Source organism: Streptococcus infantis ATCC 700779 (assembly GCF_000187465.1).
Classification (GTDB): Bacteria; Bacillota; Bacilli; order Lactobacillales; family Streptococcaceae; genus Streptococcus; species Streptococcus infantis.
Map to the genome: position 1 here is coordinate 1,341,178 of NZ_GL732439.1, position 19,611 is coordinate 1,360,788.

Sequence of the window (19,611 nt, forward strand, 5' to 3'; positions counted from 1 at the left end):
AAACAATTTCGTAAACAAGCGTCTACCCTACCATCTTATGATGAGTGTTCCCGCTAGGACAAAAGTCCTAGCGGTAGACCAGAGCTAGACTAAGAGCACAGGGCTCCATCATCATAACACTCAACAAAATTGATGATTTTATACTAATTCGATGATCGCCATTGGCGCTGCATCACCACGACGTGGTTCAGTTTTAAGGATACGAGTGTATCCACCGTTACGTTCTGCGTAACGAGGTGCGATTTCTGAGAACAATTTTTGAAGTGCTGTAGTAGAAGTGTACTTATCAGTTGCTTCATCATAGTTTTCAGATGCGATTTCATTACGTACGAAAGCAGCAGCTTGACGACGTGCATGTAAATCACCACGTTTACCTAGAGTAATCATTTTTTCAACAGTTTTACGGATTTCTTTAGCACGAGCTTCAGTTGTCACGATTGATTCATTGATCAAAAGGTCAGTTGTCAAATCGCGAAGCATTGCTTTACGTTGTGAGCTAGTGCGTCCTAGTTTACGGTAAGCCATGTATTCCTCCTTTATTTATCTTTTAATCCAAGACCCAAATCAATGAGTTTGAGTTTCACTTCTTCCAAACTCTTGCGTCCAAGATTTCTTACTTTCATCATCTCTGCTTCAGATTTTTCTGTCAAATCATGCACAGTATTGATACCAGCACGTTTCAAACAGTTATATGAGCGTACAGACAAGTCAAGTTCCTCAATCGTACGTTCCAAAATACGGTCGTCCGATTCAGTATCAGCTTCTTTCATCACTTCTGCAGATTTAGCAATCTCTGTAAGATTTGTAAACAAATCAAGATGTTCTGTCAAAATACGTGCTGAAAGCCCTAAAGCATCTTCTGGAATAATAGTTCCATTTGTCAAGATTTCAAGGGTTAATTTGTCGAAACCATCATTGCTTCCTACACGAGCAGGTTCAACTTGATAGTTAACTTTTGTAACTGGTGTATAAATAGAATCTACAGCAAGTGTTCCAACTGGGGCATTATCTTTTTTATTTTCATCTGCAGGTACATAACCACGACCAGTGTTTACAGTCATAGTTGCTTTAAATGAAGCACCTTCTCCGATTGTAAAAAGATAATGATCTGGATTTACGATTTCAATATCACTATCAGTTAAAATATCTCCGGCTGTCACTTCAGCAGGACCTTCAACATCAAGTTCAATAGTCTTTTCGTCTTTTACATATGATTTAACTGCAATACCTTTAATGTTCAAAATGATTTGCATCACGTCTTCGCGAACACCAGGAATTGTATCAAATTCATGTAATACTCCATCGATATCGATAGATGTAACAGCTGCTCCTGGAAGAGAAGCAAGAAGTACACGACGAAGAGAGTTACCAAGTGTTGTACCGTATCCACGTTCTAGTGGTTCGATTACAAACTTGCCATAATCTTTATTTTCATCAATTTTTGTTATATTTGGTTTTTCAAACTCGATCATTTAGTTACTCCCTCTTAAACGAAAAGCAGTGTAAAGGTAATGATTATACACGGCGACGTTTTGGAGGACGAGCACCATTGTGTGGCACTGGAGTCACATCACGAATTGCTGTTACTTCAAGACCAGCGGCAGCAAGAGCACGAATAGCTGACTCACGACCAGAACCTGGACCTTTTACAGTAACTTCAACTGATTTAAGACCGTGTTCTTGTGCAGATTTAGCAGCAGCTTCTGAAGCCATTTGAGCAGCAAATGGTGTAGATTTACGAGAACCTTTGAAACCAAGAGCACCAGCTGATGACCAAGCGATTGCATTACCATGCACATCAGTAATCATAACAATAGTGTTATTAAATGTAGCGTGAATATGAGCAATACCAGATTCGATATTCTTTTTCACACGACGTTTACGTGTTGGTTTAGCCAAGACTTTTACCTCCTATATTATTTTTTCTTACCAGCAATCGCAACAGCTTTACCTTTACGAGTGCGAGCGTTGTTTTTAGTGTTTTGTCCACGGACAGGAAGTCCACGACGGTGACGGATACCACGGTATGAACCGATTTCCATCAAACGTTTGATGTTCAAGTTCACTTCACGACGAAGGTCACCTTCAACTTTAATTGCATCCACTTCACGACGGATAGCATCTTCTTGATCTGATGTAAGGTCACGAACACGAATATCTTCTGAAACTCCAGCAGCTGCCAAAATCTTTTGAGATGTTGCAAGTCCGATACCATAGACATAAGTCAATGAGATAACTACGCGTTTGTCATTTGGAATATCAACTCCAGCAATACGAGCCATGTTTTCTCCTTTCTATCTTATCCTTGACGTTGTTTGTGTTTTGGATTTGCTGGGCAAATTACCATAACACGACCATTACGACGAATTACTTTACAGTATTCGCAAATTGGTTTGACCGATGGTCTTACTTTCATTTCTTATCCCTCCAAGTTTTTCGATTATTTAAAGCGGTAAGTGATACGTCCACGTGTCAAGTCATATGGACTCATTTCAACAGTAACACGATCTCCCGCTAAAATACGAATATAGTTTTTACGAATTTTACCAGAAACTGTTGCTAAAATCTGATGTCCATTTTCAAGTTCAACCGTAAACATTGCATTCGGCATCGTATCGACTACTTTGCCTTCAACTTCAATCACATCGTCTTTTGCCACGCAAAAGTACCTCCCTAAATTTCGATTTGATGCCTCTAGACACAGAGACAACAATTATAAGTCAGACTAACTCAGTATAACATTTGTCAAGACATTTTGCAAGCCTGAAAAACGCTTTTATTTCAAATTTGTCAATACCTTTTCGATATCTTTAAAGACATCATTGATATCTTGGTTGCCTTCGATATCATGTACTAGACCTTTAGCACGATAGTGAGCAATGATTGGTTCACCTTGAGCAATATTGACATCCAAACGACGTTTTACTGTCTCAGGTTTATCATCCTCACGTTGGTAGTAATCTTCCTCTTTGTAATCAACTGGTGGGTTGAATACTTTATGGAAAGTTTCGCCAGTTTCACGGTGAATGATACGACCACTCAAACGTTCAAGTAGGCAAGATGGATCTACTTCGATGTTGATAACACCTTCAAGTTTAATTCCAAGTTCAGCCAATGTTTTATCTAAGGCATGAGCTTGCTCAATTGTACGTGGGTATCCATCCAACAAGAAACCAGTTTCTTTAATATCATCTTGAGAAAGACGTTCTTTAACAATTCCATTTGTAACTTCATCTGGAACCAATTCGCCTTTATCGATATAAGACTTAGCTAATACACCCATTTCAGTTTGGTTAGCCATTGCTGCACGGAACATGTCACCTGTTGAGATGTGGGCAACGTGAAACTGTTCAACAATTTTCGCTGCTTGTGTCCCTTTACCTGCACCAGGTAAACCCATAATCAAAAGATTCATGATTCAAACTCCTTTTTTGTATTTAAATAGAAGCAAAAATTCATTTCAACTCCTATTTAAAAACAAAATAGAAGAGAGGAGATAAAAATCTGACAATGTCTTTGATTTTTACACTCCACTCTCTGAGCAATAGTGAATTTTATTTTCTATTACAATTATTCTGTTGTATCTAAGAAACCAACATACTTACGTTTCAATAGATAACCTTCCAATTGTTTAATTCCTTCGATACCTGTAGAGATAATGATTAGCAAACTTGTTCCCCCAAAAGCGACAACTTCTGAAAGACCAAATAAATCTTTAGCTACAATAGGTAAGATAGAAATCACACCTAGGAAGATTGATCCGACTGTTGCGAGACGACGAAGAAGTTTTGACATATATTCTTCTGTCCCTTTACCAGGACGGACACCATGGATATAAGCTCCACTCTTTTGTAAATTTTCTGCTGCTTTCTCTGGATTGATCTGTACAAATGTATAGAAGAATGTAAAGAGAATAATCAACAGAGCATACAAAGCAACACCTGTTGGGGTTGAAGTAGATACCAACTCTTGAGCTGTTTTTACCCATTCCCAATTAAGGCCAGACGCACTTACGAATTGTAAAATTGCTGCCGGTGCTGCTGTAATAGAGCTAGCAAAGATAACCGGGATAACCCCAGCAGGGTTAATCTTCAATGGAAGATAGGAGCTTGACGGCGCACCTTGAGCTACCTTTGTATACTGAATTGGAATCTTGTATTTAGCTTGTTCAACGTAAGTTGTAAAGTATACAATTAACAAAACAGCAATGATTAAGATGGCAACGAAAATGAGAGACGATGTCAATCGACTACTTGGTACATTGACAAAGTAGTCCACGTAGATGCCCTTAACCATGTCAGGAATTGAAGCAACAATCCCTGCAAAGATAATCATTGAAACACCATTACCATATCCCTTATCTGTGATTTGCTCTCCCAGCCAGGTTACAATCATGCTACCTGCTGTTAAGATCCCTCCAATCACAAGGAAAACTTGTGGTGTAAGTGGTACAGTCAAAAGTTTAGCTCCAGACAGAGCGTTAAATCCAGCAGTAATACCGACTGATTGAACAAATGCAAGCACTAGTGCAATGTATCGAGTCGCTTGGTTTAACTTTCTACGGCCAACTTCCCCTTGTTTGCCCCACTCCACAAACTTTGGTAATAAATCCATTTGCAAAAGTTGGACGACGATTGAGGCTGTAATGTAAGGGCTAACTCCAAGAGCAAAAACTGAAAAGTTTTTCATGGCATTCCCTGACACCAAGCTCAACATATTTAAGAAGGATAGTCCACTCAAAGCGTTCAAGCTATTTGCATTTACCCACGGTACAGTAATACTAGTACCGATACGAAAAACAAATACGATAAAAATTGTAAATAAAATCTTTGATCGAACTTGCTTAACTTTGAGTGCTTCTCTCAATAATTTAAAAAACATAGGTCACCTCACTTAGATGACTTCAACTGAACCACCTTTAGCAGTGATAGCTTCTTCAGCTGATTTAGAGAATTTAGCAGCTTTAACAGTCAACTTCTTAGTCAACTCACCGTTACCAAGAATCTTGATACCTGATTTTTCAGCTTTAACAATTCCTGATTCTACAAGTACCACTGGAGTTACTTCAGCACCATCATCAAAGGCGTTCAATTGGTCAAGGTTAACAATCGCATATTCTTTAGCGTTGATGTTAGTAAATCCACGTTTTGGAAGACGACGGAACAATGGAGTTTGTCCACCTTCGAAACCAAGGCGTACTCCGCCACCGCTACGAGCTTTTTGACCTTTTTGACCACGACCAGATGTTTTGCCGTTACCTGATGAAGTACCACGACCAACACGGTTACGAGTTTTACGAGAACCTTCTGCAGGTTTCAATTCATGAAGTTTCATTATATATTTTCTCCTCTTTTGTAAAATGCTAGCGCCGATAAGAGAGAAAAGGTTGTCTCTCCTATCAACTCGCCTATACTGAGTCATCTAAGATGACTATATCTAGTTTTAGGGGATGGTCTTATGCACATCCCCTAAAATTTTATTAGTTTACTTCTTCAACTGTTACCAAGTGAGATACTGCAGTGATCATACCACGGATAGCAGCATTATCTTCTTTAATAACAGAGCTGTTCAATTTGCCAAGTCCAAGTGCTACAACAGTTTTACGTTGTGATGGAATGCGTCCGATTGGAGACTTAGTCAAAGTAATTTTAATTTGAGCCATTTTATCCCCTTTCTTATGCCAAATCAGAAACTGAAATACCACGAAGGGCAGCAACTTCTTCAGCGCGTTTCAATTGTTTCAAACCTTCAACAGTTGCGCGAACAATGTTGATTGGAGTGTTAGAGCCAAGTGATTTAGATGTAATATCTGCCACACCTGCCAATTCCACAACGGCACGAACTGCACCACCTGCGGCAACTCCAGAACCTTCTACAGCTGGTTTCAACAATACTTTAGCTCCACCAAATTCTGAAAGAACTTCATGTGGGATTGTTGTTCCAACCATAGGAACTTCGATCAAGTTTTTCTTAGCATCTTCTACTGCTTTGCGGATTGCTTCTGGAACTTCTTGAGCTTTACCAGTACCAAATCCTACACGACCATTGCGGTCACCAACAACTACAAGAGCTGCGAAACGAAGACGACGTCCACCCTTAACAACTTTTGTAACACGGTTAACAGCAACTACGCGTTCTTCAAGTTCTACTGCATTGTCTTTAAATGCCATTTTCTAGTGTCCTCCTATTAGAATTTCAATCCGTTTTCACGAGCTGCATCAGCCAAAGCTTTCACACGTCCGTGATATAGATATCCACCGCGGTCGAACACCACTTCTGAAATACCTTTAGCACTTGCACGTTCTGCAACGAGTTTACCGACAGCAACGGCTTGTTCAGTTTTAGTTCCTTTTGAAACTTCTTTGTCAAGAGTTGAAGCACTTGCGAGCGTTACACCCGCTACGTCATCAATCACTTGAGCGTAGATGCCTGTATTAGAACGGAATACGTTCAAACGTGGGCGATCAGCAGTTCCAGAGAGTTTTCCGCGAACGCGACGGTGGCGTTTTTGGCGGAGTTTGTTTTTATCTGGTTTAGAAATCACAGTTTTCACCTCTTTAATTTTAAATCGTGTGCTATGCACAAAGTTGGTAATGAGGTTGGTGGTTGAAAATCAACCACTCAACATTATTTACCAGTTTTACCTTCTTTAAGACGAACATATTCGCCAACGTAACGGATACCTTTACCTTTGTATGGTTCTGGTGAACGAAGGCTACGTACGTAAGCAGCTGTTTGACCAACTTTTTCTTTTGAAATTCCGCTGATAACGATAGTCGTTGGGTTTGGAAGTTCAAAAGTAATTCCTGCTGGAGCTTCAACTTCATCTGGATGTGATTTACCAACAGCCAAAACAAGTTTGTTTCCTTGAAGTTGAGCACGGTAACCAACCCCACGCATTTCAAGTTCTTTCTTGAATCCTTCTGAAACACCAATAACCATGTTGTTCAAAAGTGCACGAGTAGTTCCGTGGATAGTTTTCATTTCTTTTGAATCGTTTGGACGGTGAAGAGTTACTTCAGTACCTTCCACACGGATTTCAATATCTTTTGAGAACTCACGAGTAAGTTCTCCTTTAGGTCCTTTTACAGTTACAACGTTGTCATTGTTAGTGAGTTCAACACCAGCAGGCAACACGATAACTTTATTACCAATACGTGACATGTTTTTATTCTCCTGTTAAATTGTCAGGCCATAAAGGCCAGTTTTCACGGGGTTAAATCGATTTCTCGATTTAAAGGAATATTTAGATTTCAATTTCAAAGTGAATCTAGGCATCGTCTCGCAGGCATAACTTTTGGTTAGGCTAGAGACGATAACGAAGAGTCACAAAGAAATTGGGAGCTAAATATTACCAAACGTAAGCGATAACCTCACCACCAACATTCTTTTGGCGAGCTTCTTTATCAGTAAGCAAACCTTCTGAAGTTGAAAGGATAGCAATTCCAAGGCCGTTAAGTACTTTTGGAAGATCTTCACGTTTTTTGTAGACACGAAGTCCTGGTTTAGAAACGCGTTTCAAGTTAGTGATAACTCGTTCACCGTTTGCTCCGTATTTAAGGAATACACGGATGATGCCTTGTTTGTCATCTTCGATGATTTCTACGTTCTTAACAAAACCTTCGCGTTTAAGGATTTCAGCAATCCCTTTTTTGATGTTTGATGCAGGCACTTCAAGTACTTCGTGTTTTGCTTGGTTAGCGTTACGAATACGAGTTAGGAAGTCTGCGATTGGGTCAGTCATAACCATTTTATTTTTCTCCTCTTACTAGTAGTTTGCAAGTTGCACTTGCTAGTTAATGATTGAGCTGGGCTCAGATAGTATTGACACATTCAAACAAGATAATCTCATTTGAACACGAGCTACAACCTGGGCAAAAATGATAGATTTGCTGGAGTTGTTGCGCTCTTTGTATCACGATATTACCAAGATGCTTTTGTTACACCAGGGATTTGACCTTTATATGCCAATTCACGGAAGCAAACACGGCAAAGTTTAAACTTGCGGTAAACTGAGTGTGGACGTCCACAACGTTCACAGCGAGTGTATGCTTGAGTAGAGAACTTCGCTGGGCGTTTGTTCTTAGCAATCATAGATTTTTTAGCCATTAGTTATACCTCCTATATTATTTTGCAAAAGGCATTCCAAGGCCTGTAAGCAATGCACGTGACTCTTCGTCAGTGTTAGCAGTAGTAACGATAACGATGTCAAGACCACGAGTTTTGTCAACGTCATCAAAGTTGATTTCTGGGAAAATCAATTGCTCTTTCACACCAAGTGTGTAGTTTCCGCGTCCGTCAAATGATTTTGTTGGAACACCGTGGAAGTCACGTACACGTGGAAGTGATACTGAAACCAATTTATCCAAGAATTCGTACATACGTTCACCACGAAGGGTAACTTTTGCACCGATCGCAACACCTTCACGAAGACGGAAGCCGGCGATAGATTTTTTAGCTTTAGTGATAAGTGGTTTTTGACCTGAGATAAGCGCCAATTCTTCAGCAGCTTTTTCAAGACTTTTAGCGTTTGATACTGCTTCACCAACACCCATGTTCAAAACGATCTTATCCACTTTAGGAACAGCCATCACTGATGAGTAGTTAAATTGTTCTGTCAAAGCAGGAACTACTTCATTAAGATATTTTTCTTTTAAACGATTTGCCATTATACTTCTCCTTTCCTTCGTGATTAATCAAGCACTTCGCCTGATTTTTTGTTGTAGCGAACTTTTTTACCGTCTACAAATTTGTAACCAACACGACCAGCTACCCCATTTTTGTCCAAAACTTGAACGTTTGATACGTGGATAGCTGCTTCCTTCTCGATAATACCACCTTGAGGAAGTTCGTTAGTTGGACGTTGGTGTTTCTTAACGATGTTAACACCTTCAACGATAACTTTGTTTACTTTTGGAAGGGCAGTAAGGACAACAGCTTCTGTTCCCTTATCTTTACCAGCGATTACGCGAACTTTGTCGCCTTTTTTTACAAACATTTTTTTCTCCTTTTATTCTTACGCCCAATGGGCACCCTGGCCTAGCCAGGGGACTGTGTTTGTTTTTATTGATTAAAGTACTTCTGGAGCAAGTGACACGATCTTCATGAAGCCACCTTCACGCAATTCACGTGCAACTGGGCCAAAGATACGTGTTCCGCGAGGAGTTTTGTCGTCACGGATGATAACTGCTGCGTTTTCGTCAAATTTGATGTATGAACCATCAGCACGACGAGCACCTGATTTAGTACGAACGATAACTGCTTTAACAACGTCACCTTTTTTAACCGCACCACCAGGAGTAGCTTGTTTTACAGATGCCACAATAACATCACCGATGTTTGCAAATTTACGTCCTGAACCACCAAGAACTTTGATAGTCAAGATTTCGCGAGCACCGCTGTTGTCTGCGACTTTCAAACGAGTTTCTGTTTGAATCATTTCAGTTTTCTCCTTTCAGGTTTGATTAGATGATTACCGCTTCTTCAACAACTTCTACAAGACGGAAACGTTTTGTAGCTGAAAGCGGGCGAGTTTCCATGATACGTACGATATCGCCTTCTTTGGCAACATTGTTTTCATCATGTGCTTTGTATTTTTTAGAGTAGTTAATACGTTTACCATAGACTGGGTGGTTACGTTTTGTTTCAACTACAACTGTGATTGTCTTGTCCATTTTGTCAGATACAACACGTCCAACAAGAACTTTACGATTATTGCGTTCCATTGAAATTTCTCCTTCCCTAGTCTATTATTTCGCTTCAGATTGAACTGTTTTGATACGAGCGATTTGTTTTTTAACTTCTTTCAAGCGAGCTGTTTGTTCTAATTGACCAGTAGCAGCTTGGAAACGAAGTTCGAACAATTCTTTTTTCAATTCGTTTTCGCGCTTCGCGAGTTCTTCTTGAGAAAGACCACGAAGTTCTTTAACAAATTCTTTTACTTCATTAAGTTTCATGCCTTCTCCTTATTCTGCTTCACGTTTTACGAATTTACATTTAACTGGCAATTTGTGGCTTGCAAGACGAAGCGCTTCGCGAGCAACTTCTTCAGATACACCAGCAACTTCAAACATTACTTTACCACGTTTAACTGGTGCTACCCAACCTTCAGGTGCCCCTTTACCAGATCCCATACGAACCCCGATAGCTTTAGCTGTGTAAGATTTGTGTGGGAAGATTTTAATCCAAACTTTACCACCACGTTTCATGTAACGAGTCATGGCGATACGAGCAGCTTCGATTTGGCGGTTAGTGATCCAGTGGCTAGTTGTAGCTTGAAGACCGTATTCACCGAATGCTACTTCTTTCCCACCTTTAGCTTCACCGCGCATTTTACCACGGAATTCACGACGGTGTTTAACACGTTTAGGTACTAACATTGGTTATTTACCTCCTTTAGTGTTTTTACGAGCTGGAAGAACTTCACCACGGTAGATCCATACTTTAACACCAAGTTTACCGTATGTAGTATCTGCTTCTTCCCAAGCGTAATCGATATCTGCGCGAAGTGTGTGAAGTGGAACTGTTCCTTCAGAGTATCCTTCAGCACGGGCAATATCTGCACCGTTCAAACGACCTGATACTTGAGTTTTAATTCCTTTAGCTCCAGCACGCATAGCACGTTGGATTGCTTGTTTTTGTGCACGACGGAAAGCAACACGTTGCTCCAATTGACGAGCAATTCCTTCACCAACAAGGTGAGCATCCAAATCAGGTTGTTTGATTTCGATGATGTTGATGTGTACTTGTTTTCCAGTCAATTTGTTAAGTTTTGCACGGAGTGCATCAACGTTAGCACCACCTTTACCGATAACCATACCTGGTTTAGCAGTGTGAAGTGAAACGTTAACTTTGTTTACTGCGCGTTCGATTTCAATAGTTGAAACTGCTGCGTCAGCAAGTTCTTTTTGAACGAATTTACGGATTGCAAGATCTTCATGAAGGTAATCCGCGTATTCTTTTTCAGCATACCATTTGGCATCCCAATCACGGATGATGCCGACACGCATACCAATTGGATGTACTTTTTGACCCACGATTTTACCTCCTTATTTTTCTGCAACAGCTACAGTGATGTGAGCTGTACGTTTGTTGATTGGTGAAGCTGAACCCTTCGCACGTGGACGGAAACGTTTCATAGTTGGTCCTTCGTTTGCGAATGCTTCAGATACTACCAAGTTAGCTTTATCCAAACCAAAGTTGTTTTCAGCGTTAGCTACAGCTGAGTTCAAAACTTTCAAGATGATTTCAGCAGCTTTGTTTGGAGTGAATGTCAAAATTGCGATTGCATCGGCTACGCTTTTACCACGGATGTTGTCAAGAACAAGACGTGATTTACGAGGTGAAACACGTACTGTGCGAGCCATTGCTTTAGCTGAAGTAATTTCTGCCATTTATGTTCTCCTTATTTTCTACGTGTCTTCTTGTCGTCTGCGGCGTGACCTTTGTAAGTACGAGTTGGTGCAAATTCACCAAGCTTGTGACCTACCATGTCTTCTTGGATGTAAACAGGTACGTGTTTACGTCCATCATAGACTGCGATAGTGTAACCAATGAAACTTGGGAAGATCGTTGAACGACGTGACCAAGTTTTGATAACTTTTTTCTTTTCGTCGTTAGCTTGAGCTTCAACTTTTTTCATCAAATGCTCATCGACGAAAGGTCCTTTTTTAAGACTGCGTCCCATTTTTATATTTTCTCCTTTAAATATAGTACCACAGCGGCTTGCGCTCTCAACGAGCGCTACCGAGCTGGCGGATTATCTAGCGCTTAAGCGACTAATTTTAAATTATTTCTCGTTGCGACGACGAACGATAAGTTTGTCAGATTTCGCTTTCTTGTTACGAGTTTTAAGACCAAGAGCAGGTTTGCCCCATGGAGTTGATGGTGCTTTACGACCAACTGGTGCTTTACCTTCACCACCACCGTGTGGGTGATCGTTAGGGTTCATTACAGAACCACGAACTGTTGGGCGGATACCTTTCCAACGGCTACGTCCTGCTTTACCAAGGTTTACAAGTCCATGTTGTTCGTTTCCGACAACACCAACTGTTGCACGACAAGTTCCAAGAATCATACGAACTTCACCTGATTGAAGACGAACAAGAACGTACTTACCTTCTTGACCCAATACTTGAGCAGAAGCTCCAGCAGCACGTACCAATTCTCCACCACGACCTGGTTTCAATTCGATGTTGTGGATCAAAGTACCAACTGGGATGTTAGCAAGTGGAAGAGCGTTTCCGACTTTGATATCTGCTTCTGGACCTGAAACGATACGTTGACCTACTTCAAGACCTTTTGGAGCGATGATGTATGCTTTCACACCGTCAGTGTAGTGTACAAGAGCGATGTTTGCAGAACGGTTTGGATCGTACTCGATAGTTTTAACAACTGCTTCAACGTTGTCTTTGTTACGTTTAAAGTCAACCAAACGGTAGAAACGTTTGTGTCCACCACCTTGGTGACGAACTGTGATACGACCGTTGTTGTTACGACCAGCCTTGCTCTTCAATGCAACAAGCAATGATTTTTCAGGAGTGCTTGTTGTGATTTCAGCGAAATCCAAAGAAGTCATATTACGGCGACCGTTTGTTGTTGGTTTATAAACACGAATTCCCACGATATTTCCTCCTTAGATTATTCAGCTTCAGCTGCAAACAACTCGATTGCTTTTGAATCAGCTGTAAGAGTGATGATAGCTTTTTTAGTTTTGTTAGTAAAACCAGTGTAACGTCCAACACGTTTAGCTTTAGGTTTTACGTTGATTGTGTTAACATTTGCAACTTTAACACCTTCGAAAGCAGCTTCAACAGCTTGCTTGATCAAAAGTTTGTGTGCACGAGTGTCAACTTCAAATACATATTTCCCTGCTTCAAGTTGAGCCATTGAGCTTTCAGTAATAACAGGTTTTTTGATAACATCATACAAATTCATTATGCAAGAACCTCCTCGATTTTAGAGATAGCTGCTTGAGTAACAAGAAGTTTGTCACTATTTGCGATGTCAAGAACACTTGCAGTTGTAGCAGTCGCAACTTTCACGTTTGGAAGGTTACGAGCTGAAAGAGCTGCGAATTCGTTTCCTTCTTCAAGAATAACAAGGACTTTAGAATCGATGCTCAAAGCTGCAAGAACTTTTGCAAATTCAGCAGTTTTTGGAGCTGTAAATTCAAGAGAATCAACGGCTACAAATTTGTTTTCAGCAACTTTTTCTGAGTAAACAGATTTAAGTGCAAGGCGACGAACTTTTTGAGGAAGTTTGTACGCATAGCTACGTGGAGTTGGTCCGAAGACAATTCCACCACCACGCCATTGTGGAGAGCGGATAGAACCTTGGCGAGCACGTCCAGTTCCTTTTTGACGCCATGGTTTGCGTCCGCCACCTGAAACAGCTGAGCGGTTTTTAACTGCGTGAGTTCCTTGACGAAGGCTAGCACGTTGGCTGATGATCACATCAAACACAACAGATTGGTTTGGTTCGATACCAAAGATTGCATCGTTAAGAACAACTTCGCCCGCTTGTTTACCAGTTTGGTCGAATAATGTTACATTTGCCATTTTGACTGTATTCCCCTTTCCTTATTATTTACCAGCTTTAACTGCTGACTTGATAGTGATAAGAGATTTCTTAGCACCTGGTACGTTACCTTTGATAAGGATAACGTTCTTTTCTGGAACAACTTGTACAACTTCAAGGTTTTGAATTGTTACACGGTCGCCACCCATACGTCCTGCAAGGTTTTTACCTTTGAATACGCGGTTAGGTGCAACAGGTCCCATAGAACCTGGACGACGGTGGTAACGAGAACCGTGAGCCATAGGTCCACGTGATTGTCCGTGGCGTTTGATAACACCTTGGAAACCTTTACCTTTAGATGTACCAGTTACATCAACAATGTCTCCAGCTGCGAAAGTTTCAACTGTGATTTCAGCACCAACTTCCAAGCCTTCAACGTTTTTGAATTCACGAATGAAGCGCTTAGGAGCCGTGTTAGCTTTTGCTACATGTCCTTTAGCAGGTTTGTTGCTCAATACTTCGCGTTTGTCATCGAAACCAACTTGGATAGCGTTGTAACCATCTGTTTCAACAGTTTTAACTTGAAGAACAACGTTCGGAGTTGCTTCGATAACTGTTACAGGGATCAATTCGCCAGCTTCAGTGAAGATTTGAGTCATTCCCACTTTTTTCCCTAAGATTCCTTTTGTCATGAGAAAATAGTTCCTTTTCTATATTTTTTATTCAAAAAGTTTTTAACGAGCGTTTTTTATGCTCAAGGTTTCAAACTTTCGATTAAAGTTTGATTTCTACGTTTACACCACTTGGAAGATCCAATTTCATCAAAGCGTCAACTGTTTTTTGAGTTGGGTTGATGATATCGATCAAACGTTTGTGTGTACGCATTTCGAATTGTTCGCGAGAATCTTTATATTTGTGAGTCGCACGAATAATTGTGTAGAGGCTACGTTCAGTTGGAAGTGGGATTGGACCTGCAACTTCTGCACCTGTACGAGTAGCTGATTCTACGATTTTAGCAGCCGCTGTGTCAAGCGTACGGTGTTCGTAAGCTTTCAAACGGATACGGATTTTTTTGTTTGCCATCTTTTTCTCCTTTTCGTCTATTTAAGATAATAGGCTAGCTCCACAAGAAAACCGACGCGCGTTGCGTGGCAATGCAACCGAGCGTGTCGCAACCTCTTGCATCAAAGCTAAGGCTGTAATTTACAGCACCATAATAGAATAACACAAAGCCCCTGCGATTGCAAGGGATTTGACAGGATTTTTTTAATTTTTCGAATGAAACTGTTTTCTTATCGCTCCTTATCTCAAAAATGCAAAAATGAAAAGCGAATTTTTATTTTTTCTTCTATATAATATTCGTTTTAATCTGAAATTTATCATTTGATTGATTTATCAAGATATCCGCTTTTGACTCGGTTTCTTTATAGTATTGCAGATACTGTTCTCGTCTCATTTGCTGACTTGCCAATATAAAGGATGCATCGCCATTTCTCACGGTCGTATCTCGAGCTAGACGCCTCTTTAATTCTGTCTCTTCATTCGTGTAGAAACAAACAGTTTTGTCAAAGAGTTCCTTTGGTAGAAAACCTACAGACATCCCTTCGACTATCAGAATTGGTTTTGCTCCTAATAAGACTTCGCTAGGCTTCCAAGGTTCATCTATTGTTAAGACATCCATACCTGCCTGCAGGGCGAGAATATCTCTCTTCAAACTTGCCAGTTCATGCGCCACTGGCAGACAAGCTGTCACCTTTTGATCAGGTGCTTGCTTTGGTACTACCAGGTGACGTTCTGAGGTGATATAGGGATCTGTTTCTAGCAAATTTACTGTAATAGAATCTAGAGCTTGATATAATTCCTGAGCAAAAGTTGATTTTCCTGAAGCTCCATGGCCGTAAATACCTAGAGTTTTTACTTTTCCAGACTCTATTTCTGATACTAGTCTTTCTATTAAGTCTTTTTTCTTCATTCTCTCTTCACCTGTTCATAGCTTTGCTTCCCATCATTAAGCTTGTCCCAAATAACTACTTTCCCACTTTGCAGAGATTTTTGTACATCAATAATTCGTTGATTGGAAGAGCCACGGAATTGAAGCATGAGATTACGCTTGCTTTTATCATACCGTCCATCAACCAAGATATCAATCATTGACAAGAGTTCCAGTTTATCAGGTGTTTCCAACATCATCTCTTCCCATGTGTAACCCGTCCAAGACCAGATATCTTTTTCTGGCAATTCTTTCCGTATACGTTTCACGAGAGGCAAGAGAATACCCGTATTGAGGAAGGGTTCTCCTCCTAATAAAGTCAAGCCTTGAACATAGGGGTGGGCTAGGTCTGCTATGATTTGCTCTTCCAACTCTGGGGTATAAGGTAAGCCTGCATTAAAGGACCAGGTCGCTACGTTGTAACAGCCCTCACAGTGAAACATACAACCTGCTACGTAAAGGGAATTGCGCACTCCCTCTCCATCGACAAAGTTAAAAGCCTTATAGTCAATGATACGCCCCTGACTGAGTTCTTCACTTTTCCACTCGCCTGGTTTTGGTGTATTCCATGTCATGCTTTCTACTCCAAGTCTATCCAATAGCGCTGACTTCTATCGATTGTATTTTCGTAAACACCGCCAGCGGAGAGAATCGTGCGGCGGCTGGCTTCGTTGTCTTCATCGCAGGTAATCAGCACTCGTTCCAATCCTTGCTTTCGAGCCTCTGCTAGTCCTAATCTCAACTGCTCCTTCCCATATCCTTTGCCTCGTTGACTGGGACGGATAGAATAGCCAATATGACCGCCTTCCACAAATAATTTGTCATTCAAGGACAAGCGCAGGGCTAAAAATCCCAAAGGCAAGCCAGTCTCATCAAAGGATAAAAATTTGATTGCAGGAACCCAGCCTACTGGCAGGTTGGCAGCATCCTCCTGCTGCTCTACAATCTTTAAACAATCCTCATAATCCTTTGCTCGCTTCCAAGCGGAGCCCATGCCACCGTGCATATAGGATTTTGCTGCGTCGAACTCCGCAATCATCTCTAATATCGCTTCTTTATCTTCCAAAGTTGGTCGTCTTAGCTCCATGCTTCCTCCTTAATCGACATCAATCCAGTAGCGCTCTGTTCCATTACGAACATCCTCATAGACACCACCGTTAGCTAAGATAACAGCTCGGCTGGCAGGATTTTCTGTGCTACAAGTTACCAGAGCTCGTTTGATATTCTTTTCCTTGGCAATTTGTAGACCTTGTTGGAGGGACTCTTTGGCGTAGCCCTTGCCTCTTTCAGACGGTCGGATGGAATAACCAATGTGACCACCTTCTTCCAATAAGAAGTCACTAAGACGCAATCTCAGATTGAGAAAACCTACGGCTTGTCTATCTCTCGAAAAAGCAACTAACTGAATATCAGGCACCCACCCTTCAGGCAAATTAATCCCCATTTCATGATTCTGATTACTTTCCAACCACTCTTCATAAACAAAATTCTCAGCATCCCAAAATCCGCCATCGTGGGCTGATTGAGTCTGTTCAAACTCTGCCATCATCTCTAAAACTGTTTCTTTATCTGCTAATCTTGGTCTGCGTAGTATCATTTTTACCTCCAATTAAGAGAAAAGCGAGAGGCAACTCTCACTTTTTCTTGTTTTTGTTTAAAAACTGTTCTCTAAGGCTAGCTACTCGGTCTTTTTTGCTACTTCCACCCTTTGAATGTTTTTCGTGGAATCGTTGGACCAAGGCCTTGCCTTTATCATCTAATTGATATTTTCCCATGCTATTTCTTTCTAATTTCTTACTTCATGTCCTGCCGTTTTAATAGTAGAACCGTTCATATGTTTGACACGCGCAGCAATTTCCTTATGACGCCCATTAACCATCGGACGAGCTTGTGGATTCCCAAGATAACCACAGGTTCGTTTAACCACGTCTACTGTTTTAGGATCGTTATTTCCACAGTTAGGACAAGCAAATCCTCTCTCTGTCGGTTCAAAATCTCCTTCAAAATCACACTTGTAGCAACGGTCGATCGGAGTATTGGTTCCGAGATAACCTACACGGTCATAAGCATAGTCCCACACAGCTTCCAAGGCCTTTGGATTTTGTTGGAGAACAGGATACTCGCAGTAGTGGATAAAGCCACCAGATGCACCCGCTTCTGGGTAGACTTTCTCAAAGTCCAATTTTTCAAAAGGTGTTGGATTTTTGCGGACATCATAATGGAAGGAATTTGTGTAGTATTCTTTATCTGTGATATCTGGAATAGAGCCGAATTTCTCCGTATCCAAGCGACAGAAGCGGTCTGTCAAACTTTCAGACGGCGTTGAATAGATAGAGAAATGGTAACCATATTGGTCAGACCATTCTTCTACTCGACGTTTCATATCGCGAATAATATCAAGTGTGAACTCTTTGGCTTCTGGATTATTTTCCCAATTATTACCAAAGAAGACTGTCGCTACCTCGTACAAGCCAATATAGCCCAGAGAAATAGTTGCACGACGATTCTTAAAGAGTTGATCAACACTTTCTTCTTTTCCAAGACGACGTCCGAAAGCTCCATATTGATAAAGAATTGGAGCATTAGCTGGAGTGGCTTCCTTAGTTCTTTCCACACGGTAAACCAAGGCATCTTCCGCGATGTTCATGCGCTCGTTGAAGATTTCCCAGAACTTGTTCATGTCTCCTTCGGACTCAAGAGCGATACGAGGAAGATTGACCGTCACAACTCCTAGGTTCATACGGCCCGAATTGACTTCTACTCCATTTTCATCCTTCCATCCTTGAAGGAATGAACGGCATCCCATCGGAACTTTGAAAGAACCAGTCAACTCGACAATCTTATCATAAGACAAGACATCCGGGTACATGCGCTTAGTTGCACACTCAAGAGCCAATTGCTTGATGTCGTAGTTAGGCGAGCCTTCCTCTAAGTTAAGACCTCTTTTAAGAGTAAAGATGAGTTTAGGGAAGATGGCTGTACGATGTTCTGAACCAAGCCCCTTGATACGAATGTTCAGGATTGCCTTTTGAATTTCACGTTCAAAACGACTGGTTCCTAGACCGAAACCAAGAGAGGTAAATGGCGTTTGCCCATTTGATGTAAAGAGGGTATTAATCTCGTACTCTAGAGATTGCATGGCATCGTAGATGTCTTTTTGGGTTTTCTTCCAGGCATATTCTTGGCGTTTGTCAGGCAGAACCCATTCCTCCGCATCCTTGAGGTGCTTTTGATAATTTTTCTCTGCATAAGGAGCCAAGACTTCATCGATACGGTCAGCAGAACAGCCCCCGTACTGGCTAGAAGCAACGTTTGCGATGATTTGTGAAATCTGTGCTGTCGCAGTTTGGATAGACTTGGGACTCTCTACCTCGGCATTTCCAATCTTAAACCCATTTTCTAACATACCCTTGAAATCAATCAAACAGCAGTTGGTCATAGGGGTATAGGGACTGTAGTCCAAATCATGATAGTGGATATCCCCTTTTTGATGGGCATTAGCCACATGTTTAGGAAGCATTTGAAGTCCGATGGATTTCCCAACAATCCCTGCCGTCAAATCACGCTGGGTATTAAAAACATCACTATCCTTATTGGCATTTTCATTGACAACCGCCTGATCTTTATTGAGAAGTTTATGAATACTAAAGTTGATATCTGTCGCTTTTGAGCGCTCAAAATCCCTTTGAGTTCGATAGGTGATGTACTCCTCGGCCAAGGCGTATTCTTTAACTTCCAACAATTCGTGCTCTACGATGTTTTGGATTTCATAGATTTTTACACCTTGTGGGAAACGGCTATGAATCTCTTCGACGATACGTTCAACTAGGGTACTAAGTCGTTTTTCAACCAAAGGAGTTACATCCATAACCTTTTCAGCAGCCTTATGAAGCGCTTTGTCAATCTTGTCTACATCAAAAATTACACGTCTGCCGTCGCGTTTTTCGACAAATAAAGTCGGATCAGGGACAGCCTTCTCTTCCAATACAATCATATCCATACCCTTTTCTTAAATATAATATTGATTCTAAAAAGTATTATATCACTAAAAAAATAAAAATCAATATCTTGTGTCAAAAAATAAAATTTTTTTAAAATTACAC

The 19,611-nt window shown here is 40.9% G+C and carries 35 protein-coding genes; all 35 read right to left on the minus strand.

The window, feature by feature from the left end; translation table 11 throughout:
• Positions 1–138: 138 nt before the first annotated feature.
• Complete coding sequence (gene rplQ / locus HMPREF9423_RS09045; protein ID WP_000331493.1) at positions 139–525, minus strand: 50S ribosomal protein L17; 387 nt, start codon at positions 523–525, stop codon at positions 139–141.
• A gap of 11 nt (positions 526–536) precedes the next feature.
• Positions 537–1,472: a DNA-directed RNA polymerase subunit alpha gene (locus HMPREF9423_RS09050; RefSeq protein WP_004251121.1), complete on the minus strand. Its 936-nt coding sequence runs from the start codon at positions 1,470–1,472 to the stop codon at positions 537–539.
• A 43-nt stretch (positions 1,473–1,515) separates the two neighbouring features.
• Positions 1,516–1,899 carry a 30S ribosomal protein S11 gene (gene rpsK, locus HMPREF9423_RS09055; RefSeq protein ID WP_001118385.1) on the minus strand — a complete coding sequence of 128 codons (384 nt, stop codon included), beginning with the start codon at positions 1,897–1,899 and terminating at the stop codon, positions 1,516–1,518.
• 17 nt (positions 1,900–1,916) lie between these two features.
• Positions 1,917–2,282 carry a 30S ribosomal protein S13 gene (gene rpsM / locus HMPREF9423_RS09060; protein ID WP_004251117.1) on the minus strand — a complete coding sequence of 122 codons (366 nt, stop codon included), beginning with the start codon at positions 2,280–2,282 and terminating at the stop codon, positions 1,917–1,919.
• A 17-nt stretch (positions 2,283–2,299) separates the two neighbouring features.
• Positions 2,300–2,416 (minus strand): 50S ribosomal protein L36, encoded by a 117-nt coding sequence (rpmJ, locus tag HMPREF9423_RS12070; protein WP_001808836.1) that lies wholly within the window; start codon positions 2,414–2,416, stop codon positions 2,300–2,302.
• Between the two features lie 24 nt (positions 2,417–2,440).
• Complete coding sequence (infA, locus tag HMPREF9423_RS09065) at positions 2,441–2,659, minus strand: translation initiation factor IF-1 (protein ID WP_001029883.1); 219 nt, start codon at positions 2,657–2,659, stop codon at positions 2,441–2,443.
• Between the two features lie 117 nt (positions 2,660–2,776).
• Positions 2,777–3,415 carry an adenylate kinase gene (locus HMPREF9423_RS09070; protein WP_004251114.1) on the minus strand — a complete coding sequence of 213 codons (639 nt, stop codon included), beginning with the start codon at positions 3,413–3,415 and terminating at the stop codon, positions 2,777–2,779.
• A 155-nt stretch (positions 3,416–3,570) separates the two neighbouring features.
• Positions 3,571–4,881, minus strand: a complete 1,311-nt coding sequence (gene secY / locus HMPREF9423_RS09075) for a preprotein translocase subunit SecY (protein ID WP_004251112.1) — start codon at positions 4,879–4,881, stop codon at positions 3,571–3,573.
• 12 nt (positions 4,882–4,893) lie between these two features.
• Positions 4,894–5,334: a 50S ribosomal protein L15 gene (gene rplO / locus HMPREF9423_RS09080; protein WP_006154715.1), complete on the minus strand. Its 441-nt coding sequence runs from the start codon at positions 5,332–5,334 to the stop codon at positions 4,894–4,896.
• Between the two features lie 145 nt (positions 5,335–5,479).
• A complete protein-coding gene (rpmD, locus tag HMPREF9423_RS09085) occupies positions 5,480–5,662 on the minus strand; it encodes a 50S ribosomal protein L30 (RefSeq protein WP_000057241.1) in 183 nt (60 codons plus the stop codon).
• 13 nt (positions 5,663–5,675) lie between these two features.
• Positions 5,676–6,170 (minus strand): 30S ribosomal protein S5, encoded by a 495-nt coding sequence (gene rpsE / locus HMPREF9423_RS09090; RefSeq protein WP_004251100.1) that lies wholly within the window; start codon positions 6,168–6,170, stop codon positions 5,676–5,678.
• Positions 6,171–6,187: 17 nt separating this feature from the next.
• On the minus strand, positions 6,188–6,544 hold the full coding sequence (rplR, locus tag HMPREF9423_RS09095; RefSeq protein WP_004251098.1) for a 50S ribosomal protein L18: 357 nt from the start codon (positions 6,542–6,544) through the stop codon (positions 6,188–6,190).
• Between the two features lie 83 nt (positions 6,545–6,627).
• Positions 6,628–7,164: a 50S ribosomal protein L6 gene (gene rplF, locus HMPREF9423_RS09100; RefSeq protein WP_004251096.1), complete on the minus strand. Its 537-nt coding sequence runs from the start codon at positions 7,162–7,164 to the stop codon at positions 6,628–6,630.
• 187 nt (positions 7,165–7,351) lie between these two features.
• Entirely contained in the window at positions 7,352–7,750 is a 399-nt protein-coding gene (gene rpsH / locus HMPREF9423_RS09105; RefSeq protein ID WP_004251095.1) for a 30S ribosomal protein S8, read from the minus strand.
• 173 nt (positions 7,751–7,923) lie between these two features.
• Entirely contained in the window at positions 7,924–8,109 is a 186-nt protein-coding gene (locus HMPREF9423_RS09110; protein WP_001085699.1) for a type Z 30S ribosomal protein S14, read from the minus strand.
• A 17-nt stretch (positions 8,110–8,126) separates the two neighbouring features.
• A complete protein-coding gene (gene rplE, locus HMPREF9423_RS09115) occupies positions 8,127–8,669 on the minus strand; it encodes a 50S ribosomal protein L5 (protein WP_000013542.1) in 543 nt (180 codons plus the stop codon).
• A gap of 23 nt (positions 8,670–8,692) precedes the next feature.
• Positions 8,693–8,998 (minus strand): 50S ribosomal protein L24, encoded by a 306-nt coding sequence (gene rplX / locus HMPREF9423_RS09120; protein ID WP_000497691.1) that lies wholly within the window; start codon positions 8,996–8,998, stop codon positions 8,693–8,695.
• 72 nt (positions 8,999–9,070) lie between these two features.
• Positions 9,071–9,439 carry a 50S ribosomal protein L14 gene (rplN, locus tag HMPREF9423_RS09125; RefSeq protein WP_002928796.1) on the minus strand — a complete coding sequence of 123 codons (369 nt, stop codon included), beginning with the start codon at positions 9,437–9,439 and terminating at the stop codon, positions 9,071–9,073.
• 25 nt (positions 9,440–9,464) lie between these two features.
• Positions 9,465–9,725, minus strand: a complete 261-nt coding sequence (gene rpsQ, locus HMPREF9423_RS09130; protein ID WP_000440801.1) for a 30S ribosomal protein S17 — start codon at positions 9,723–9,725, stop codon at positions 9,465–9,467.
• Between the two features lie 24 nt (positions 9,726–9,749).
• Positions 9,750–9,956, minus strand: coding sequence for a 50S ribosomal protein L29 (rpmC, locus tag HMPREF9423_RS09135; protein ID WP_000772918.1), 207 nt, complete (start codon positions 9,954–9,956; stop codon positions 9,750–9,752).
• A gap of 9 nt (positions 9,957–9,965) precedes the next feature.
• Positions 9,966–10,379 (minus strand): 50S ribosomal protein L16, encoded by a 414-nt coding sequence (gene rplP, locus HMPREF9423_RS09140; protein ID WP_002928793.1) that lies wholly within the window; start codon positions 10,377–10,379, stop codon positions 9,966–9,968.
• A gap of 3 nt (positions 10,380–10,382) precedes the next feature.
• Positions 10,383–11,036 carry a 30S ribosomal protein S3 gene (gene rpsC / locus HMPREF9423_RS09145; RefSeq protein ID WP_000529936.1) on the minus strand — a complete coding sequence of 218 codons (654 nt, stop codon included), beginning with the start codon at positions 11,034–11,036 and terminating at the stop codon, positions 10,383–10,385.
• 12 nt (positions 11,037–11,048) lie between these two features.
• Positions 11,049–11,393, minus strand: coding sequence for a 50S ribosomal protein L22 (gene rplV, locus HMPREF9423_RS09150; protein WP_000818137.1), 345 nt, complete (start codon positions 11,391–11,393; stop codon positions 11,049–11,051).
• Positions 11,394–11,404: 11 nt separating this feature from the next.
• Positions 11,405–11,686, minus strand: a complete 282-nt coding sequence (gene rpsS / locus HMPREF9423_RS09155) for a 30S ribosomal protein S19 (protein ID WP_000533766.1) — start codon at positions 11,684–11,686, stop codon at positions 11,405–11,407.
• A 102-nt stretch (positions 11,687–11,788) separates the two neighbouring features.
• On the minus strand, positions 11,789–12,622 hold the full coding sequence (rplB, locus tag HMPREF9423_RS09160) for a 50S ribosomal protein L2 (protein ID WP_000512910.1): 834 nt from the start codon (positions 12,620–12,622) through the stop codon (positions 11,789–11,791).
• 17 nt (positions 12,623–12,639) lie between these two features.
• Positions 12,640–12,936: a 50S ribosomal protein L23 gene (locus HMPREF9423_RS09165; RefSeq protein WP_001055347.1), complete on the minus strand. Its 297-nt coding sequence runs from the start codon at positions 12,934–12,936 to the stop codon at positions 12,640–12,642.
• Positions 12,936–13,559: a 50S ribosomal protein L4 gene (rplD, locus tag HMPREF9423_RS09170; protein WP_000024549.1), complete on the minus strand. Its 624-nt coding sequence runs from the start codon at positions 13,557–13,559 to the stop codon at positions 12,936–12,938. The genes HMPREF9423_RS09165 and rplD overlap by 1 nt, the downstream gene beginning before the upstream one ends.
• Before the next feature lie 24 nt (positions 13,560–13,583).
• Positions 13,584–14,210 (minus strand): 50S ribosomal protein L3, encoded by a 627-nt coding sequence (gene rplC, locus HMPREF9423_RS09175; protein ID WP_004251088.1) that lies wholly within the window; start codon positions 14,208–14,210, stop codon positions 13,584–13,586.
• Positions 14,211–14,292: 82 nt separating this feature from the next.
• Positions 14,293–14,601: a 30S ribosomal protein S10 gene (rpsJ, locus tag HMPREF9423_RS09180; RefSeq protein ID WP_001284511.1), complete on the minus strand. Its 309-nt coding sequence runs from the start codon at positions 14,599–14,601 to the stop codon at positions 14,293–14,295.
• Positions 14,602–14,866: 265 nt separating this feature from the next.
• Positions 14,867–15,490, minus strand: coding sequence for a uridine kinase family protein (locus HMPREF9423_RS09185; protein ID WP_006149017.1), 624 nt, complete (start codon positions 15,488–15,490; stop codon positions 14,867–14,869).
• Positions 15,487–16,083: an anaerobic ribonucleoside-triphosphate reductase activating protein gene (gene nrdG / locus HMPREF9423_RS09190; protein ID WP_006149019.1), complete on the minus strand. Its 597-nt coding sequence runs from the start codon at positions 16,081–16,083 to the stop codon at positions 15,487–15,489. The genes HMPREF9423_RS09185 and nrdG overlap by 4 nt, the downstream gene beginning before the upstream one ends.
• A gap of 5 nt (positions 16,084–16,088) precedes the next feature.
• On the minus strand, positions 16,089–16,595 hold the full coding sequence (locus HMPREF9423_RS09195) for a GNAT family N-acetyltransferase (protein WP_000423437.1): 507 nt from the start codon (positions 16,593–16,595) through the stop codon (positions 16,089–16,091).
• Between the two features lie 9 nt (positions 16,596–16,604).
• The gene (locus HMPREF9423_RS09200; protein ID WP_006149021.1) at positions 16,605–17,105 is read right to left on the minus strand and encodes a GNAT family N-acetyltransferase; all 501 of its coding nucleotides are present in this window, start codon (positions 17,103–17,105) and stop codon (positions 16,605–16,607) included.
• A gap of 37 nt (positions 17,106–17,142) precedes the next feature.
• Entirely contained in the window at positions 17,143–17,283 is a 141-nt protein-coding gene (locus tag HMPREF9423_RS12355; RefSeq protein WP_006149022.1) for a hypothetical protein, read from the minus strand.
• A gap of 11 nt (positions 17,284–17,294) precedes the next feature.
• A complete protein-coding gene (nrdD, locus tag HMPREF9423_RS09205) occupies positions 17,295–19,502 on the minus strand; it encodes an anaerobic ribonucleoside-triphosphate reductase (protein ID WP_025170206.1) in 2,208 nt (735 codons plus the stop codon).
• Positions 19,503–19,611: the final 109 nt, after the last annotated feature.

Coding starts and splice junctions, on each gene's coding strand:
- rpsQ (WP_000440801.1), bottom strand. CDS start 9,725: ATGGAACGCAATAATCGTAAAGTTCTTGTTGGACGTGTTGTATCTGAC.
- HMPREF9423_RS09185 (WP_006149017.1), bottom strand. CDS start 15,490: ATGAAGAAAAAAGACTTAATAGAAAGACTAGTATCAGAAATAGAGTCT.
- HMPREF9423_RS09165 (WP_001055347.1), bottom strand. CDS start 12,936: ATGAATTTGTATGATGTTATCAAAAAACCTGTTATTACTGAAAGCTCA.
- HMPREF9423_RS09050 (WP_004251121.1), bottom strand. CDS start 1,472: ATGATCGAGTTTGAAAAACCAAATATAACAAAAATTGATGAAAATAAA.
- HMPREF9423_RS09070 (WP_004251114.1), bottom strand. CDS start 3,415: ATGAATCTTTTGATTATGGGTTTACCTGGTGCAGGTAAAGGGACACAA.
- HMPREF9423_RS09200 (WP_006149021.1), bottom strand. CDS start 17,105: ATGATACTACGCAGACCAAGATTAGCAGATAAAGAAACAGTTTTAGAG.
- rplD (WP_000024549.1), bottom strand. CDS start 13,559: ATGGCAAATGTAACATTATTCGACCAAACTGGTAAACAAGCGGGCGAA.
- HMPREF9423_RS09110 (WP_001085699.1), bottom strand. CDS start 8,109: ATGGCTAAAAAATCTATGATTGCTAAGAACAAACGCCCAGCGAAGTTC.
- rpsH (WP_004251095.1), bottom strand. CDS start 7,750: ATGGTTATGACTGACCCAATCGCAGACTTCCTAACTCGTATTCGTAAC.
- rplX (WP_000497691.1), bottom strand. CDS start 8,998: ATGTTTGTAAAAAAAGGCGACAAAGTTCGCGTAATCGCTGGTAAAGAT.
- rpsS (WP_000533766.1), bottom strand. CDS start 11,686: ATGGGACGCAGTCTTAAAAAAGGACCTTTCGTCGATGAGCATTTGATG.
- rpmD (WP_000057241.1), bottom strand. CDS start 5,662: ATGGCTCAAATTAAAATTACTTTGACTAAGTCTCCAATCGGACGCATT.
- rplO (WP_006154715.1), bottom strand. CDS start 5,334: ATGAAACTTCATGAATTGAAACCTGCAGAAGGTTCTCGTAAAACTCGT.
- rplF (WP_004251096.1), bottom strand. CDS start 7,164: ATGTCACGTATTGGTAATAAAGTTATCGTGTTGCCTGCTGGTGTTGAA.
- rplP (WP_002928793.1), bottom strand. CDS start 10,379: ATGTTAGTACCTAAACGTGTTAAACACCGTCGTGAATTCCGTGGTAAA.
- rpsE (WP_004251100.1), bottom strand. CDS start 6,170: ATGGCATTTAAAGACAATGCAGTAGAACTTGAAGAACGCGTAGTTGCT.
- secY (WP_004251112.1), bottom strand. CDS start 4,881: ATGTTTTTTAAATTATTGAGAGAAGCACTCAAAGTTAAGCAAGTTCGA.
- rpmC (WP_000772918.1), bottom strand. CDS start 9,956: ATGAAACTTAATGAAGTAAAAGAATTTGTTAAAGAACTTCGTGGTCTT.
- rplE (WP_000013542.1), bottom strand. CDS start 8,669: ATGGCAAATCGTTTAAAAGAAAAATATCTTAATGAAGTAGTTCCTGCT.
- HMPREF9423_RS09195 (WP_000423437.1), bottom strand. CDS start 16,595: ATGGAGCTAAGACGACCAACTTTGGAAGATAAAGAAGCGATATTAGAG.
- rpsJ (WP_001284511.1), bottom strand. CDS start 14,601: ATGGCAAACAAAAAAATCCGTATCCGTTTGAAAGCTTACGAACACCGT.
- HMPREF9423_RS12355 (WP_006149022.1), bottom strand. CDS start 17,283: ATGGGAAAATATCAATTAGATGATAAAGGCAAGGCCTTGGTCCAACGA.
- rpsM (WP_004251117.1), bottom strand. CDS start 2,282: ATGGCTCGTATTGCTGGAGTTGATATTCCAAATGACAAACGCGTAGTT.
- rplN (WP_002928796.1), bottom strand. CDS start 9,439: ATGATTCAAACAGAAACTCGTTTGAAAGTCGCAGACAACAGCGGTGCT.
- rplC (WP_004251088.1), bottom strand. CDS start 14,210: ATGACAAAAGGAATCTTAGGGAAAAAAGTGGGAATGACTCAAATCTTC.
- nrdG (WP_006149019.1), bottom strand. CDS start 16,083: ATGACATGGAATACACCAAAACCAGGCGAGTGGAAAAGTGAAGAACTC.
- rplV (WP_000818137.1), bottom strand. CDS start 11,393: ATGGCAGAAATTACTTCAGCTAAAGCAATGGCTCGCACAGTACGTGTT.
- nrdD (WP_025170206.1), bottom strand. CDS start 19,502: ATGATTGTATTGGAAGAGAAGGCTGTCCCTGATCCGACTTTATTTGTC.
- rpmJ (WP_001808836.1), bottom strand. CDS start 2,416: ATGAAAGTAAGACCATCGGTCAAACCAATTTGCGAATACTGTAAAGTA.
- rplQ (WP_000331493.1), bottom strand. CDS start 525: ATGGCTTACCGTAAACTAGGACGCACTAGCTCACAACGTAAAGCAATG.